The following is a 15419-nucleotide window of genomic DNA, read 5'->3' as shown; positions in this document are numbered from 1 at the left end:
CAGAACGTGCAGAAGTGGGGTTACAGCGGGGTGAGGCGCTTAGAAAGGCACGTCACCCTGAATGGTCGTGCGGTGCATGCGCCGGCGCAGGTGGCTCGGGCAGCCGGTCGCCAGGTGGATCAGCGCGCGGTTGTCCCAGAACACCATGTCGTGCGGTTGCCACTGGTGGCGGTAGCTGAACTCGGGCCTGGCGCTGTGGGCATACAGCTCGGCGAGGATCTGCCGGCTTTCGTCCTCGGGGATATCGAGGATGTGGGTGGTGAAGTTCTCGTTGACGAACAGGCCCTTGCGCCCGGTTTCCGGGTGGGTGCGCACCACCGGGTGAACCACCGCCTTGACTTCGGCCAGCTGGGCCTCGGTGAGGGTCGGGCGACGAATGCCGGCGAACACCTCGTCGGCATAGCGTGCGGTATAGGAGTGGGCGGCGCGCTTGCCCTGAATCGCCTGGCGCAGCGCCTCTGGCAGGGTTTCATAGGCCAGTTGCTGGCTGGCGAACAGGGTGTCGCCACCCTCCTCCGGCAGTTCCTGGGCGAGCAGCATGGAGCCGAGGCTGGGGAACTCCTTGTAGGACAGGTCCGAATGCCAGAACTTGCCGGCATCGCCCAGGCCGATCGGCTGACCGTTCTCCTTGATGTTGGAGATGATGAAGATTTCCGGGTGGTTGGCCAGCAGGAACTGCTTGAGCACATGGATCTGCAACACGCCGAAACGACGGCTGAAATCGATCTGCTGCTGCGCCGTGATGCGCTGGTCGCGAAACACCACGACGTTGTAATCGAGGTGAGCCCGGTGAACCCGGGCGAAATCGGCGTCGTTCAGTGGGCGACTGAGGTCGAGGCCGACGATCTCGGCACCGACTGCAGCGGAAAAGGGGCGTACTTCAAAATTCTGCGTTGGCTGGTGATTGGCAGAACTCAAGGACACGGCAGACATTCGCGCAACTCCACACGTAAGGGCGCCAGCAAGGCGCGTCTCAGAAGCAGGTGTTCGGCACCCGTATTCAGTCGTGCGGCGTGCCGGTTGGCCGGCAGGTACGCATGGAGCGAACTATATAGGTATAAAAAATTTATTTTAAATATCTTTTTCACATATCCATATACGCGCTCGCCCGGGTGCGTCGGCACGCCATCTGTCAGGGGGGCGTTGCCACAGCCGCCGTAGCAGAGCCGTCGCGGCCTTCGGCATGGTGTATCAGGGCAAGCAGGTGCGCGGTCACCTGCTGGGGGGTTTCCAGCATCAACTGATGCCCTGCCTGCTCGAGCACCTCGAACTGCGAGCCGACGAGGCGTTCATGCAGCGCCAGCCCGCCTTCGGGATGGGTGACCCGGTCGGCCCCGCCGGCAAGGATGCGCACCGGCGCCGCGAGGGGCGGCAGCGGATCGGGAATCCAGCGGTTCTGCTCGATCAGGGCCTTGAACACGTGCAAGGCGTTGCGCTCGGTCAGGGCGTCTTCATAGGCCACCAGGGCCGGATCGGTGTCCGGGTGCCAGGCGGCCTGGCGAAAGCCCCTGGCCAGTCGCGGGCGGATCCATTCGAGGGCCCAGGCGGGTAGTTTCAACAGCGGGCTGCGCAGCGGGGCCTGCAATTGGGTGCCCAGCAGCAGCACGCCATCCACGCTGGGCGCCGGCTCCCGCCCTGCCAGGCGCGCCAGGGCGCTGAGGGTCAGGGCGGTACCGAAGGAATGGGCCACCAGGATGTTACGCGGCCCGGCGAAGCGCCGCAGGATCGCCACCTGGTCATCCACCAGTTCATCCCAGGCATAGGCGGATGCCTGACGGGGTCGGTCGCTGACCCCATGGCCGAGCAGATCCCAGGCGACCAGATGATGCCCGGCAAGACGCGGGTCACGCCACTGTTCACGCCACTGGTCCTTGTTGCCGCCACCGCCGTGGGCGAAGAACACCGTGCTCGCGCCAGGGCTCTCGGCCGAACGATGGGCCAGGCTGAGAAAACGTCCCGGACGGACTTCCACGCGTTGCCCCTGCACCACAGGGTCGATTTCGAGCTTAGCCATTGACGAGTTCCTTAGGGTTCGGGGAGACAGCCAGCCCAAGATGGTCGCGTAGACTCTGGCCGGTGTACTGGGTGCGGAACAGCCCGCGGCGTTGCAGTTCGGGAATCACCTGGGTGACGAAATCGTCGAGCCCACCAGGCAACCAGGCTGGCATGACATTGAAGCCGTCGGCGCCATACTGGCGAAACCAGTGTTCCATCTGGGCGGCAACGTCCGTCGCGGTGCCTACCACGGCCAGGTGCCCGCGGGCTCTGGCGATACGCAGGTACAGCTGGCGAATGCTGAGGTTCTCAGCACGGGCCATCTCGACCAAGAGGTGCTGGCGGCTGCGCCCGGACTCGGTAACGGGCAGATCGGGCAACGGCCCATCGAGAGGATAGCGAGAAAGATCGACGCCTCCGGCGACATCGGACAGCAGCGACAAGCCAACCTCCGGCTCGATCAGTGCCTGTAGCCGTTCATGGCGCTCCTTGGCCTCGGCAGCGGTGCGCCCGATGATCGGCAGGATGCCCGGCATGATCTTCAACTGCTGCGCTGAGCGTCCATGTTGCGCCATGCGCGCTTTCACATCCCGATAAAAGGCGCGAGCGCCCTCGAGGGTCGGCTGGGCGGTGAACAGCACTTCGGCATGGCGAGCGGCGAAATCGCGTCCCGCTTCGGAGTCACCGGCAAGCACCTGAACCGGCCTGCTGCCCTGCTCGGCCCAGCGACCTTGCACCTGGGCGAGGAACTGCTCGGCCAGGCGGTAACGGTCGCCATGGGCGAAGTGCTGCTCACGTCCGAAGTTGTGGGCTTCCCGCGCGTTGCTGGAGGTCACCAGATTCCAGCCGCAGCGGCCGCCACTGATGCGTTGCAAGGCGGTAAAGCTGCCCGCCACGTTAGCGACGTCGTTATAGGACGTGGTGACGGTAGCGATCAGCCCGATGTGTCGGGTCGTGGCAGCCAGCGCGGCAAGCAGCGTCAACGGCTCGAAGTGCTCGGTTCGCGCCATGCGGCTCAATGCGCCTGGGTCACCTGGCAACATGGCCAGGGTATCGGAGAGGAACACGGCGTCGAAGCAGCCCCGTTCGGCGGTTTGCGCCAGTTGCCGGTAGTGATCGATATTCAGGCCGCCATCAGCCTGGGCATCCGGGTGGCGCCAGCCGGCAACATGGTGCCCGGTGGCCATCAGGAATGCATTGAGACGCAGGGTTTCATTGTTTCTGGGGGTCATGTCGCCTCGAGCACGGCATCGGTTGCAGCAATCGTCGTGTGGCCGGCATGGGCGGCCAGCAGTGTGCGGGTGTAGGGATGCTGCGGGGCGGCGAGCAACTGCGTGGTGGGGGCGTTCTCGACCACGCGGCCCTGATGCATGACCAGCACGCGGTCGCACAACCGTGCGGCGACGCCAAGGTCATGGGTGATGAAGATCATCGACAGACCAAGCTGGCTCTGCAGGCGCTCGAGCAGTTCGAGAATCTGTGCCTGAATCAGCGCATCCAGCGCCGACACGCATTCGTCGGCCACCAGCACCCGCGGTTCTGGCAGCAGCGCGCGGGCAATGGCAATGCGCTGCCGCTGACCACCGGAAAACGCATGGGGATAGGCGTCGTAGGCACTGGCGGGTAAACCGACCCACTCCAGCAACTCGCGGGCCCGGCGCTCGGCCTCCGCTTTGCCGACGCCGCGAAGCAGCAGCCCGTCGATCAAGGCATCCCCCACACGTCGGCGCGGGTTGAACGAGGCGGATGGATCCTGAAAGACCATCTGGATATCCGAACGCGCTGCCCGCAGGCCGCGCGGGTCGAGATCGAGAAACTCCCGACCTGCGAGGCGGATACTGCCCTGATCGAGCGGCAGCAGGCGCAGCAGTACACGCGCCAGCGTGGACTTGCCGGAGCCGGATTCGCCGACGATCCCCAGCGTCTCACCGGGGCGCAGTTGCAGGCTTACACCGTCCAGCGCCGTGACCGCCTGGCGTCGCAAGCCGTGGCGCTGCCAGTGGCGTTTGTGCAGGTCACGGGCTTCCAGCAGTGGCGCAGCATCGGCCACTTGCCCGGCACTGCGCGGCTGCAGACGGGTGGCGGCCAGCAGGCTGCGGGTGTAATCCGCCTGTGGGTTTTCCAGCACCTGGCGACACTCACCCTCCTCCACGACCCGCCCATGACGCATCACCAGCACACGATCGGCCACCGCACGAACCACGGAGAAATCGTGGGTGATCAACAGCACCGCCATGCCGGTGTCGCGGCGAATACGCTGCAACAGGTCGAGAATCTGCGTGCGGGTCGCGGCATCCAGCGCCGAGGTCACCTCATCGGCAATCAGCAGGCGAGGCTCGCAGGCCAGGGCGATGGCGATGGCCACCCGCTGGCGCTGCCCACCGGAAAGCTGGAAGGGATAGGCACGGCGCAGTCGTGCAGGCCGCGGCAGGTCGACATAGCCCAACAATTCCAGCACCCGCGCCTGACGTTCACGGCGTGACAGCGCCGTGTGCAGTTGCAGCGCCTCGTCGATCTGCGCGCCGATACGCTGCACCGGGTTCAATGCGGCGAGGGGGTCTTGAGCAACCAGGGCAATATCGCGCCCACGAATATCGCGCAGCTCGCGCTGGGTCAGGGCCAGCAGGTCACGCCCAGCCAGTTGCACGGTGCCGGCCTCCGCCCTCAGGCCAGGCGCCAGCAGTCCAAGGATCGTCGAGCCCAGCGTGGACTTGCCCGACCCGGACTCGCCGACCACGCAGAGCAGCTCACCACGGGCCAGGCGCACGTTCACATCGCATAGCGCGTGGCTGCGCTCCGACGACGCAGGCAGGCGCACGTGCAGGCCTCGGACATCCAGAAGGATTTCGCTCATGCTGCACCTCGCTCACGCGTGTTGAAGGCGATGCGCAACCCTTCGCCGACCTGGTGCGCGGCAAGCACCGTGAGCAGGATCGCCAGGCCTGGCCAGACGCTCAGCCACCACGCCTGGCGGGCCAGATTGCGAGCCGCATCGATCATCGCCCCCCAGCTCATGGCTTCAGGGTCGCCCAGGCCAAGGAAAGACAGGGCCGACTCACCAAGAATCGCCGCCGCCATGACCAGCCCCACCAGCGACAGCACCGGTGGCAGCGCATTGGGCAGAATTTCCACGAAAACGATATGCCAGGGGCCGAGACCGGCAGTACGCGCCGCGAGCACGAACTCCCGCTGCCGCAGGGCGAGAAACTCGCTGCGCACGATGCGTGCAACCGGCGACCAGGCCGACAGGGTAATCGCCAGCACCAGGGAAAAGGTCGAAGGTTCGAGAATGGCGACCAGGATGACCGCCAGAAACAGGCCCGGAATCACCTGGAATATATCGCTCACGCGCATCAGTACGCTGTCCACCAGACCACCGAAATAGCCGGCCAGTGCGCCGACCAGCACGCCCAGGCTCAGCGTGGCGACGGTCGTCAGCAGACCGATGCTGAGGGAAACCCGCGCGCCGAAGAGCAGCCCGGCCAGGGGATCGCGCCCCAGCAGGTCGGTGCCCAGTGGCCACTGCCACGACGCCAGCGGCGGTTGCAGCGGCGGCGCGACAATGGCCCAGGGCGAAGCCGGATACAGCCAGGGAGCGGCCAATGCCAGGACACCCAGGATCAGCAGAAACAGCAGACCGAGTAGCGCAATCGGCTGGCGCAAGAAACGCTTCGCGACACTCATACCCGCTCTCCTCCCGCCGCCAGCCGTGGATCGAGCAGGTAGCACAGCAGCTCACCGAGCAGGTTGCCAAGCAGCACCAGCAGCGAGATGACCAGAAATACTCCCAGCAGCAGCGGGTAATCGCGAGCCTCCAGGGATTCGTAAAGCAGCCTGCCGATTCCTGGCCAGGCGTACACCACCTCCACCAGCAGGCTGGCGCTGGCCAACTGGCCCAGCTGCAGGCCGGCATAGGTGGTGACAGGCAGCAAGGCATTGCGCAGCACATGGCGAATCAGCACGCGAGACTCACTGGCGCCCTTGGCACGCGCGGTACGCACGAACTCCTGCTCGAACACCTCGAGCATCGCGCTGCGGGTCAGTTGCACGTAAACCGCCAGGAACACGAAGCTCAGCGACAGGCAGGGCAACAACAGGTGCCGGGCTACGTCCAGCGCGTACTGCCAGCCGCTGAAACCGGAGCCCACGGTTTCCATGCCGAACGCGGGCAGCACGCCAAGCGTCAGTGAAAACAGGATCACCAGCAACAGCGCGAGCCAGAAGGTCGGCGTGGCGAACAGCAACAGCACCACGGCACCGATCACGCGATCCAGCCAACCACCCTGCTGACGGCTCCAGGCCGCCAATACGCCGAGGCTGACACCGATGATGATGGACGTCAGCAACGCAGCCAGCAGCAACAGCAGGGTCGCGGGAAGGCGCTCGGCAATCAGCGACCACACCTGTGCCTGGTTACGATGGGAATAGCCCAGGTCACCCTGGGCCAGCGCTCCCAGGTAGTCGAGCAACTGCACGCTCAGCGGACGATCCAGGCCCATCTCCCGGCGCAACTGCTCTACATACGCGGGGTCATCCAGGCCGGCGGCACTGGCCATGGTCAGCGCCGGGTCGCCAGGTGCCAGGCGCAGCAACAGAAAGGTGCCGACCAGCACCACCAGAACCACAAGCACCACCCTGCCCAGGCGCAACCCGAAAAACATCAGCCCCTGAGCCAGGGAGGTAGCCACGGTCATCGAGTGCCCTCCTCCAGATACACGTCATCCAGGCTTTCGTTGACGCTGGTCGCGGTGCGCAGGAGGTTTTTCACATCCTTGTGGTAGAGCGTCGGGAAGTTCATCTCGTAGATCGGCAGGATCGGCAGGTCACGGTTGAGCAGATTCTCCAGGCGCCAGTAAGCCGCCTGCCGGGCCTTGTCGTCCTTCGCGTTGACCGCTTCGTGCCAGAGCCCATCGGCCTCGGGGTTGGAATAGCCGCCCACGTTGCCCCACGGCGAGCCCTTGACGATGTTGTCGCTGCGGTACAGATAGGCAGTGGACAGATAGGGATCGCCGACCTGAAAGATGAAGTTGTAGGTGAGATCGAACTCCCAGTCGCTGACCCGCTGGTACCAGGTCGCGGAATCCGAGGTCACGACCTGAACCTTGATACCCAGGGGTAGCAGCGCCTGGCGGGTGTATTCGGCCAGGCGCTCCCAGGCACCGCCCTTCTCGCCATTGAGCAAGCGCAGGCGCAGCTTGCTGACATCCACGCCGGATTCCTCAATCAGCTGGCGGGCCTTGGCCGGGTTGTAGTCATGCTGCGGCAGCTGCGGGTCGTGCTCCGGACTGCCCGGCGCGAACACGCCCTGCGACGGGCTACCGGTGCCGAAGAAGATATTGTCGACGATGAACTGGCGATCCAGCGAGAGCAGAATCGCCTCACGCACCTTGGCGTTGTCCAGCCCCGGCTTGCGGGTATTGATCTGCAGGAAGGCCTGGCCATGGAACAGCTCCCAGCCCTTCTCGCTGCGCACCACATCCGGCAGCGCGGCAAGGCGAGACAGGTCGGCGTAATCGGCATCACCGCTGCGCAGCGCCTTGACATCGCCGCGCTCGAACGCCACGGCACGCGAGGCAGCATCGGGAATCACATGGAACACCACGGCATCCAGATACGGCAGGCCGGCCTTCCAGTAATCGGCATTGCGCTCCAGGCGAATGTAGGCGCCGCGCTTCCACTCCTTGAACACGAACGGGCCGGTGCCAATGGGGTTCAGATTGACCGGATTGGCGCGGTAATCGCCCTTGCCGTCATACAGATGCTTGGCGACGATCGGGCGCAAACCGCTACCGAGCGAATCGAGCAGCGGCGAGAAGACTTTCTTCAGTTGGATACGCACCTGAAGCGGCCCGCTGGCTTCGACATTGTCGAAGTACTCCTCGTAAAGCGAGCGCTGGCGCGGATCCACGGCCGGGTAGAAATCGCGCAGGCTGAACACTACGTCCGCCGCGGTGAACGGCTGGCCATCGTGCCACTTCACGCCCTCCTGCAGGTCGAAGGTCCAGGTCAGGCGGTCATCGGAAACCTGCCAACTGCGTGCCAGTACCGGGATCGGCTTGAGCCCGTGGTCGAACGCCAGCAGGCTCTGCAGTACCTTGCCGCTGACATACTGGGTCGAAACGTGCGACACCAGAGCGTGGACCAGCGCTGGCGGCTCCGGCTGGGCGACCAGGCCGAGCGTTCCACCGCGCACAGGCTCGGCCGAAGCACCCGCCACTCCACTCAGCAGCAGTGCCGCTACCAGCGCACTCAGGGTGGTACGTAGGCCGGCTGCTGGGCCAGTTGCTGATTTTCTGTAGGACATCGCTCGTCTCATCATCGACCTTAAGGACGACAGAGCAGGAGCAAGCGCCATGCCAGCGCCAGAGCGGGCGCTTTCAGTGGCTGCGGGCCAAGGCAGATTGCCGCGACTGCTGGGAAAGCAGCAGGCCGCCCCGCAGATTGCGCGGAATCCAGCAGTGTCGACGCGCCAGCGAACGGGCAGATGGGGCCGCGGGGTTGGCACGGGCTTTGCTACAGCCCGACTCATTCAACGGCGGAGCGACCTGCATGCCCCATGACTTTCTCGGCAACCCCTTGTCCACCAGGGAGCCCCACACGCTCGCAGCGATCGATGACTTCATTGGCGGCTTTCTGACCTACGAGCCCCGTGCCGAAGGCATTCTCGCCGCTGCCGACGCGGCTGCGCAGGATCTGCCGGCCAACGCCTATGCGGGCTTTCTGGCGATGTTCATCGAGTCACCGCAAGCGGCGCAGCTAGCCACTCGCTACCTGGCACGAGCCCAGGCGAATCTCGGCGAGGTCACGAGCTGGCGTGAGCGCACCCTGCTCGAGACCCTCGACGCCTGGATCGCAGATGACGTACCCAGGGTTCTGCAACAGGTCGACGCCCTGCTGGACGCTCATCCCCGCGACCTCTTCGCGCTGAAACTCAGCCAGTACCTGCGCTTCAATCAGGGCGACTCGCCGGGCATGCTGCGCGTCGCCCTCAAGGCTCTGCCGCACGCCAGCGAGATCGCCCAGTTGCACGGCATGCTGGCCTTCGCCTACGAGCAATGCCACCTGCTCGACGAGGCCGAAGCGGCTGCGCGCACGGCGCTAGAGATCGAGCCATGCGAACCCTGGGCCCAGCATGCGCTGGCGCACGTGTTCCTGACCCAGGGACGCATCGCCGAAGGCACTGCATTTCTGGAGTCGGTCAAAGACGGCTGGGACGGCCTCAACTCGTTCATGTACACCCACAATTGGTGGCACCTGGCGCTGTTTCATCTGGCCCGCGGCAACCTGCAGCGCGTGCTGGAGATTTACGACAACCACGTCTGGGGCATTCTTCCCGAGTACTCCCAGGATCAGATCGGCGCGGTATCGCTGCTGACTCGCCTGGAGCTGGCCGGGGCGCAGATCGGCCAACGCTGGCAGCAACTGGCCGAGTACCTGCAGGTACGCGAGCAGGACACCGTGCAGCCGTTCCTGTCTCTGCAGTACCTGTACGGTCTGGCCCGCGCCGACAAGCCCCAGGCAGAAGGCCTGCTCGCCGCACTGGAGGCTCGCGCGGAACGCGCGCCAGCCTTCAGTCAGTCGGTCTGGCGTGACGTCACCCTGCCCGCCGCTCTGGGCCTCTACGCCCATGCTCGAGGGGATTTCGCCCGCGCCGCGCGGCTGCTCGACCAGGCCTTGCCACGACTGGTCGAAGCAGGAGGCAGCCACGCCCAGCGCGACCTGTTCGCATTGATCGCCCAGGATGCCCACCTGCATGCCGGGCATTGGATCACCGCGCAACAGCTGCTGGAGCTACGCCGCCGCTATGACGCTGATGACATTCCCACCAATCGTGCACTGGCTGCCGTATACCGTGAACTGGGCCTGTCGCAGTTGGCCACGCAAGCCCAGGCGAGGGTCGAACAGGTGCTGATCAGTACCTCAGTGCACGAGCAGACCACCGAGAAGGAGCCGCGCGGCGATTAGCGTGGGCAACGCCGAGTGGGTCAAGCACGCCTTGCCGCTGCATCCGCCTCGTACACGCCTCGGGCGATAGCGCGGGCCAGGCAATCCGCCGCTGCCGAGCCCAGCAGCGAAAGCTCCACCGGCCGACGCGGGCCGTCCTGGAGCTGCCGCTCGCCACTGGCCAGGGCGAACACCGTATCGCCATCGAAAGGCAGGTGCGCGGGGCGAATGGCCCGGGCGATACCGTCCTGGGCCATGATCGCCAGACGCTTGCACTCGGCGGTGCTCAACGCTGCGTTGCAGGCCACCACCGCCAGCGTGGTATTGGCTCCGGCTTGCAGCCGCCCCAGAGATTCGAGGCGCGACAGCTCGGGGATCGGGTCACGGTGTGCAGATTGAGAAAGCGGCCTGCGGTCGCCGAATTCGCCCTCTATTTCCCAGGGCCAGGCCCAGAAGCTGCTGCCGTCGTCCATGTACACGCTGCCAACCGGGTTGACCGCCACCAGCGCGCCCACGGTCAGGCCATCGCCCAACACCAGCGAAGCCGAACCCAGGCCACCCGGCCGCGTACCCGCCAATGCACCGCGCCCCGCTCCCACGGCGCCCAGCTCGAAAACCTCGGCAGCATTGGCCAGCGCTTCCCTGCCCCAACGCTGATACGGTGGCTCCAGCCCCCAGTCCTTGTCGCCGTGATTGGCCAGGTCATGCAGCACGGCCGCAGGCACGATGGGAATGGCGGGCGTCCAGGGTTGCACGCGCACGCCGACGTTTTCCTGAGAGAGCGCGGCAGCGACACCGTCGGCAGCAGCGAGGCCGAATACCGAACCACCGCTGAGCACCAGGGCATGCAGCTCACCGATCATGTTTTCCGGCTCCAGCGCTGCGATCTCACGCCCACCAGGCCCGCCTCCACGAACATCCACGCCTGCCCGCCAGGCCCTGTCCGGGCGCAGCACCGTTACCCCGCTGCGCACGCGTTCATCGGTCAGATTGCCGACCCTGAGGCCATGGACGTCGGTGATCAGGTTGTGGGGGCCGGGGCGATACATGGACAACTCCATCGAGGGGTAAGACCTGTACTAAAGCCAGATACATGCCAGCCCGCCACGTCGGTAACCATCACCCATCTGGCTCATCGGCGCTTCGACAACGCTGCTGTTTAGCCAGCAGCCTGTTCGCGACTTGCTGCAAAACAGACAACCCGAGCGCTCAAACAGCCATCTGTCACAAAACGGTAATGCCCTTCGCTTGCAGGGGCTGTAGGCGGTTTTCCCGATAGTGGCACAACGCATGCTATTGCCCCGGCACCGGACTCTACACAGAGCGGATAGCTCGACGGGCAACAGGCCTTCTGCCGCGTGCCCGCATAATCCAAAAGGAATCTGCCATGCACACGCACAATGCCCTCGCCGCCACTCACCCATCCGGAGGTCGCCGCCTGGTACTGACCAGCACCATTCTCCTCGCCCTGCAGGCACCGCAAAGTTTCGCAGCGCAAAGCAGCGAAGAGGCGACCGCGCTGCCCAAGCTCACCGTGACCGCCCAGAAGCGCGAGGAGCAGGCCCAGGATGTCGCCGTAGCCCTGACCCCACTGACCGGCAAGGACCTGGAGGAACGCGGCATTACCACGATCAATCAACTGCAATATCAAGTTCCCAACCTGGAGATCGACCCTGCGTACGGCAGCAGCCAGACGCTATTCCGCATCCGCGGCATCGGCCTACGTGACTACGCCAGCAACAACACCTCGACGGTCGGAGTTTACATCGACGAAGTAGCCTATCCGTTCCCGGTGCAGAGCCAGGGGCTGCTCTTCGATCTCGACCGCGTAGAGGTGCTGCGTGGCCCACAGGGCACCCTGTACGGGCGCAACAGCACCGGCGGTGCGGTCAACTTCATCAGCCGCAGGCCTACCAAGGAGTTCGAAGGTGAGATCAAGGCGGGCTACGGCTCCAACAACCTCAGCACCCTGCAAGGTTTCGTTTCCGGGCCTCTGACCGACAATCTGCGCGGGCGCCTGGCGTTTTCGGGGGAAGACGGCGGCGCCTGGCAGAAGAGTCGTGATACCGGACAGAAACTCGGTGACAAGGACATCAACGCCTTTCGTGGCCAACTGGAATGGGACGCCACCGATGACCTGCGCTTCAACCTCAACGTGCACCATGCGCAAGATAAATCCGAAAGCCGTGGCGCCCGTGCCTATCAGGGCGTGATCCCGCATCCCACTCGCGGTGCCGGTTACGCGGCGATCCCCGCCGACCGCAAACACAACGCTACCGGCTGGGGCCTGACGCCTGCGTTCGCGGCGCTTACCGGGCTCAAGGTCGGTGACAAACCTCATCGTGACAACGACAGCAATGGCCTGTCGCTGACCACCAGCTGGGCTATCGACGATCATCTTTCGCTGACCAGCATCAGTGCCTACAACAGCTTCAAACGTCGCGAATACATCGACTGGGACGGCACGATCATTCCGCAGTCCGATGAATACTTCAAAACCGATATCGACGTGTTCTCCCAAGAGCTGCGCCTGGCTTCGCAAGGCAACGAGCTGTTCAACTGGGTGATCGGTGGCTACTACTCCAAAGAGAAGCTCGACGAACAGTTCTTCTCCGACTTCACCGCCAACCTCGGCTACGCCACCCTCACCCAATATGGGCAGAACGCAGACAGCTACAGCCTGTTCGGCCAGGGTAGCTATGCACTGACCGACAAGCTGAACCTGGTCGTGGGCCTGCGTCAGGAACACGAGAAGCGCGAGCTGGAGGGTTTCTCCACGCAGCGCATCACCAACGGCGTCTATGCGAACCCATCGTTCAACAATGGCGACCGCTCCCTGAGCAGTGACGAGACCTCCGCCAAACTGGCATTGGAGTACCGTCCTGTCGAAGGTCATCTGGTGTATGCGAGCATCAGCCAGGGCGTGAAATCCGGCGGATTTACCGCCTACAACTCGACCTATGCGGAACAGGTCGATCCCTTCAAACCGGAAAAGCTGCTGGCCTACGAGATTGGTTTCAAGAGCGACCTGAGCCGCTCCCTGCGACTCAACGGCGCGCTGTTCTATTACGACTACCGTGACCAGCAGTTCCAGTCTCAGGTCTATATTTCCCCTGAAATCGGCAACGTCGGGCGCCTGATCAACATTCCCAAATCGGAACTCTGGGGTGCCGAGCTGGAGCTGCAATGGCAGCCGCTACCCGGCCTGACCATCCGCCAGAACGCCGGCTACAAAGAGGGTCGCTACAAGGACTTCCAAGGCCTCGACGTGACGGCCACCCGCGCCAATGGTTTCGCCTTCCCGGTCTACAGCGACTTCTCTGGTGACAAGCTGACCAGCTTCCCGGAAACCAGCTACGGTGGCTCCTTGCGCTACAGCCGTCCGGCAGCCGGTTTCGAGTGGACAGGCTTCTTTGACTACGCCTACCACGACACGCTGGTCAATGCCGACCCACTGCGCAGCACCAACCATTACTGGCTGGCCAACGCACGCCTGTCGGTGGAACCGCAGGACGCGCAATGGGAGCTCGCCGTCTACGCCCGCAACCTGTTCAACGAAGAGTACGACCTCTACAAAGGCTCCTTCCTCTCCAACGCACAGATGGCTCACTCCGGTGACCCGAGGAGCTACGGCCTGGAAGCCACCTATCGCTTCTGAGCCCGCACGACAGAGCCTCACAAAAGCCCGCGGGCACTCTGCGGGCCACCCGGACAGTACATCTCATGACCGACGATTCGATCAGCAGGCGCAGTGCATTGCGTCTGCTTGCCGGGGCAGCGGCTACGCCCTGGCTCCTGCGTCATGGCCAGGCTCTGGCCAATGTGGAAACACCCTTCACGCTTGGCGTAGCCAGTGGCGATCCCTGGTCGGACGGCTTCGTGATCTGGACACGGCTGGCTAGCGCACCGCTCTACCCTGGCAGCGAAGAACGTCTGCCGGCCAGCATGCAGGTGGGTTGGGAAGTCGCCGAGGACGCTGGCTTTCAGCGCATAGTCCAACGCGGATACAGCGCCGCCCTGCGCCTGCGCGGCCATGCCGTGCATGTGGAATTGCGTGGCCTGCAACCGGGCCGGGAATACTGGTATCGCTTCAGCGCTCTGGGCGAACGCAGCCCCGAGGGCCGGGCGCTGACACTTCCTGCGCCCGACGCCCATGCCGAGCGACTGCGTCTGGCGGTTGCCTCCTGCGCCAACTGGGAACGCGGCTACTTCAGTGCCTACCGGCACATGGCCGAGGAGCGTCCGGATCTGGTGCTGTTTCTGGGCGATTACATCTACGAATACAGCCTGCCCCTCGACACCCCGGGGCTGGCACGCCACTACAACGCAGCAGAGGCCACCGATCTGGCCGGCTACCGGTATCGTTATGCGCTGCACCATAGCGACCCTGATCTGCAGGCGCTGCACGCGGCAGCTCCGTGTATGGCGACCTGGGACGACCACGAGGTGCAGGACGACTACTCCAGCGAATACTCGAAGGATCCCAGGCTTGGGCGAGTCGCCTTCCTGCGCCGACGCGCAGCCGCCTACCAGGCCTTTCTGGAAAACCTGCCGTTACGCCAGGTGCCGTTCGATCGCAATGGAAACCCACTCATCTACCGCAGTTTCACTTACGGCAATCTGGCGACCATGCCACTGCTGGATGGCCGCCAATACCGCTCCCGGCAGCCCTGCTACCAGGCACCGAACTATGGCAAGGGGCACGTGGAAGGGGTCAGTTGCGTCGACCTGAAAGATCCTCGCCGAACCCTGCTCGGCTTCGAGCAGGAGCGCTGGCTGCGTGAGCGACTCACGCGCAGCGCCACCTCATGGAATCTGATCGCGCAGAACCTGCTGGTTGCACCGCTGCGCATCGACCGGCCAGGGCAGGACGAAGAACGCTACTGGAGCGACAGCTGGGACGGCTACCAAGCGGCACGCCTGCGCCTACTTGAAAGTGTGCGACAAAGCCGGGTGAGCAACCCGGTGATCCTCAGCGGCGACTACCATTCGTTCTGGGCCAATCACCTGCATCTCAATCCGCAGGACCCGAGCTCACCGCTGGTAGCCGCGGAGTTCGTCGGCACCTCGATCACCTCGAACGGCCCAGGCTACGAGTCGATACAAGGCATTCTCCCGGACAACCCGCAGATTCGCTTCTATGACAGCCGCTCGCGTGGCTACCTGTCGCTCGACCTGCAGCACGAGCGTCTCGACGTTCGCATGCAAAGCATCTCGGACCGCCTCGACCCGCAAGCCAAACTGGCAACGCTCAAGCACTTCGTCGTGGAAAAAGGTAGCTCACGGTTACGACAAGCCTGAACGCTGCTGTGCGCTTCTCAACAGCCTGCATGGCGGGCTGCTTAAAAATCAGCAAAGCCCAGTGAAATAAACAATAAAAGCATTTGAATACAGCCACTTAATAAATGGCATAGCTATTGCTAAACCTGTTATCACCCAGCTACGCCACACCCGGACGCGCCAGGGAGCTGACCCACCAG

Annotated in this window: 11 protein-coding genes; 3 read left to right on the top strand and 8 right to left on the bottom strand. The window is 64.2% G+C overall.

The window, feature by feature from the left end:
* Positions 1 to 39 precede the first annotated feature (39 nt).
* From BLR94_RS03255 to BLR94_RS03225, 7 genes are all read right to left on the bottom strand, one after another.
* A complete protein-coding gene (locus tag BLR94_RS03255; protein ID WP_084303282.1) occupies positions 40 to 933 on the bottom strand; it encodes a TauD/TfdA dioxygenase family protein in 894 nt (297 codons plus the stop codon).
* 199 nt (positions 934 to 1132) lie between these two features.
* A complete protein-coding gene (locus tag BLR94_RS03250) occupies positions 1133 to 2014 on the bottom strand; it encodes an alpha/beta fold hydrolase (RefSeq protein ID WP_084303283.1) in 882 nt (293 codons plus the stop codon).
* A complete protein-coding gene (locus BLR94_RS03245; RefSeq protein ID WP_084303284.1) occupies positions 2007 to 3227 on the bottom strand; it encodes an LLM class flavin-dependent oxidoreductase in 1221 nt (406 codons plus the stop codon). Before BLR94_RS03245 ends, BLR94_RS03250 begins: the two co-directional genes overlap by 8 nt.
* A complete protein-coding gene (locus BLR94_RS03240; RefSeq protein ID WP_084303285.1) occupies positions 3224 to 4849 on the bottom strand; it encodes a dipeptide ABC transporter ATP-binding protein in 1626 nt (541 codons plus the stop codon). The genes BLR94_RS03245 and BLR94_RS03240 overlap by 4 nt, the downstream gene beginning before the upstream one ends.
* Positions 4846 to 5679 carry an ABC transporter permease gene (locus tag BLR94_RS03235; RefSeq protein ID WP_084303286.1) on the bottom strand — a complete coding sequence of 278 codons (834 nt, stop codon included), beginning with the start codon at positions 5677 to 5679 and terminating at the stop codon, positions 4846 to 4848. The genes BLR94_RS03240 and BLR94_RS03235 overlap by 4 nt, the downstream gene beginning before the upstream one ends.
* On the bottom strand, positions 5676 to 6689 hold the full coding sequence (locus tag BLR94_RS03230) for an ABC transporter permease (RefSeq protein WP_090423647.1): 1014 nt from the start codon (positions 6687 to 6689) through the stop codon (positions 5676 to 5678). Before BLR94_RS03230 ends, BLR94_RS03235 begins: the two co-directional genes overlap by 4 nt.
* Positions 6686 to 8299, bottom strand: a complete 1614-nt coding sequence (locus BLR94_RS03225; protein ID WP_084303287.1) for an ABC transporter substrate-binding protein — start codon at positions 8297 to 8299, stop codon at positions 6686 to 6688. Before BLR94_RS03225 ends, BLR94_RS03230 begins: the two co-directional genes overlap by 4 nt.
* 245 nt (positions 8300 to 8544) lie before the next feature.
* Here BLR94_RS03225 and BLR94_RS03220 point away from each other — a divergent pair, with 245 nt between their 5' ends.
* Positions 8545 to 9960: a tetratricopeptide repeat protein gene (locus BLR94_RS03220; RefSeq protein WP_084303288.1), complete on the top strand. Its 1416-nt coding sequence runs from the start codon at positions 8545 to 8547 to the stop codon at positions 9958 to 9960.
* A 20-nt stretch (positions 9961 to 9980) separates the two neighbouring features.
* Here the strand turns inward: BLR94_RS03220 and BLR94_RS03215 are convergent, their stop codons facing one another.
* Complete coding sequence (locus tag BLR94_RS03215; RefSeq protein ID WP_084303289.1) at positions 9981 to 10988, bottom strand: P1 family peptidase; 1008 nt, start codon at positions 10986 to 10988, stop codon at positions 9981 to 9983.
* 338 nt (positions 10989 to 11326) lie between these two features.
* Between BLR94_RS03215 and BLR94_RS03210 the strand changes: the two genes are divergently transcribed.
* Together BLR94_RS03210 and BLR94_RS03205 are read left to right on the top strand one after the other, a co-directional pair.
* Positions 11327 to 13597 carry a TonB-dependent receptor gene (locus BLR94_RS03210; RefSeq protein WP_084303290.1) on the top strand — a complete coding sequence of 757 codons (2271 nt, stop codon included), beginning with the start codon at positions 11327 to 11329 and terminating at the stop codon, positions 13595 to 13597.
* 65 nt (positions 13598 to 13662) lie between these two features.
* On the top strand, positions 13663 to 15240 hold the full coding sequence (locus BLR94_RS03205) for an alkaline phosphatase D family protein (RefSeq protein ID WP_084303291.1): 1578 nt from the start codon (positions 13663 to 13665) through the stop codon (positions 15238 to 15240).
* Positions 15241 to 15419 lie beyond the last annotated feature (179 nt).

The sequence above is a fragment of the Phytopseudomonas flavescens genome, from assembly GCF_900100535.1.
Classification (GTDB): Bacteria; Pseudomonadota; Gammaproteobacteria; order Pseudomonadales; family Pseudomonadaceae; genus Aquipseudomonas; species Aquipseudomonas flavescens.
This window is presented reverse-complemented; position numbering and strand designations above follow the sequence as displayed.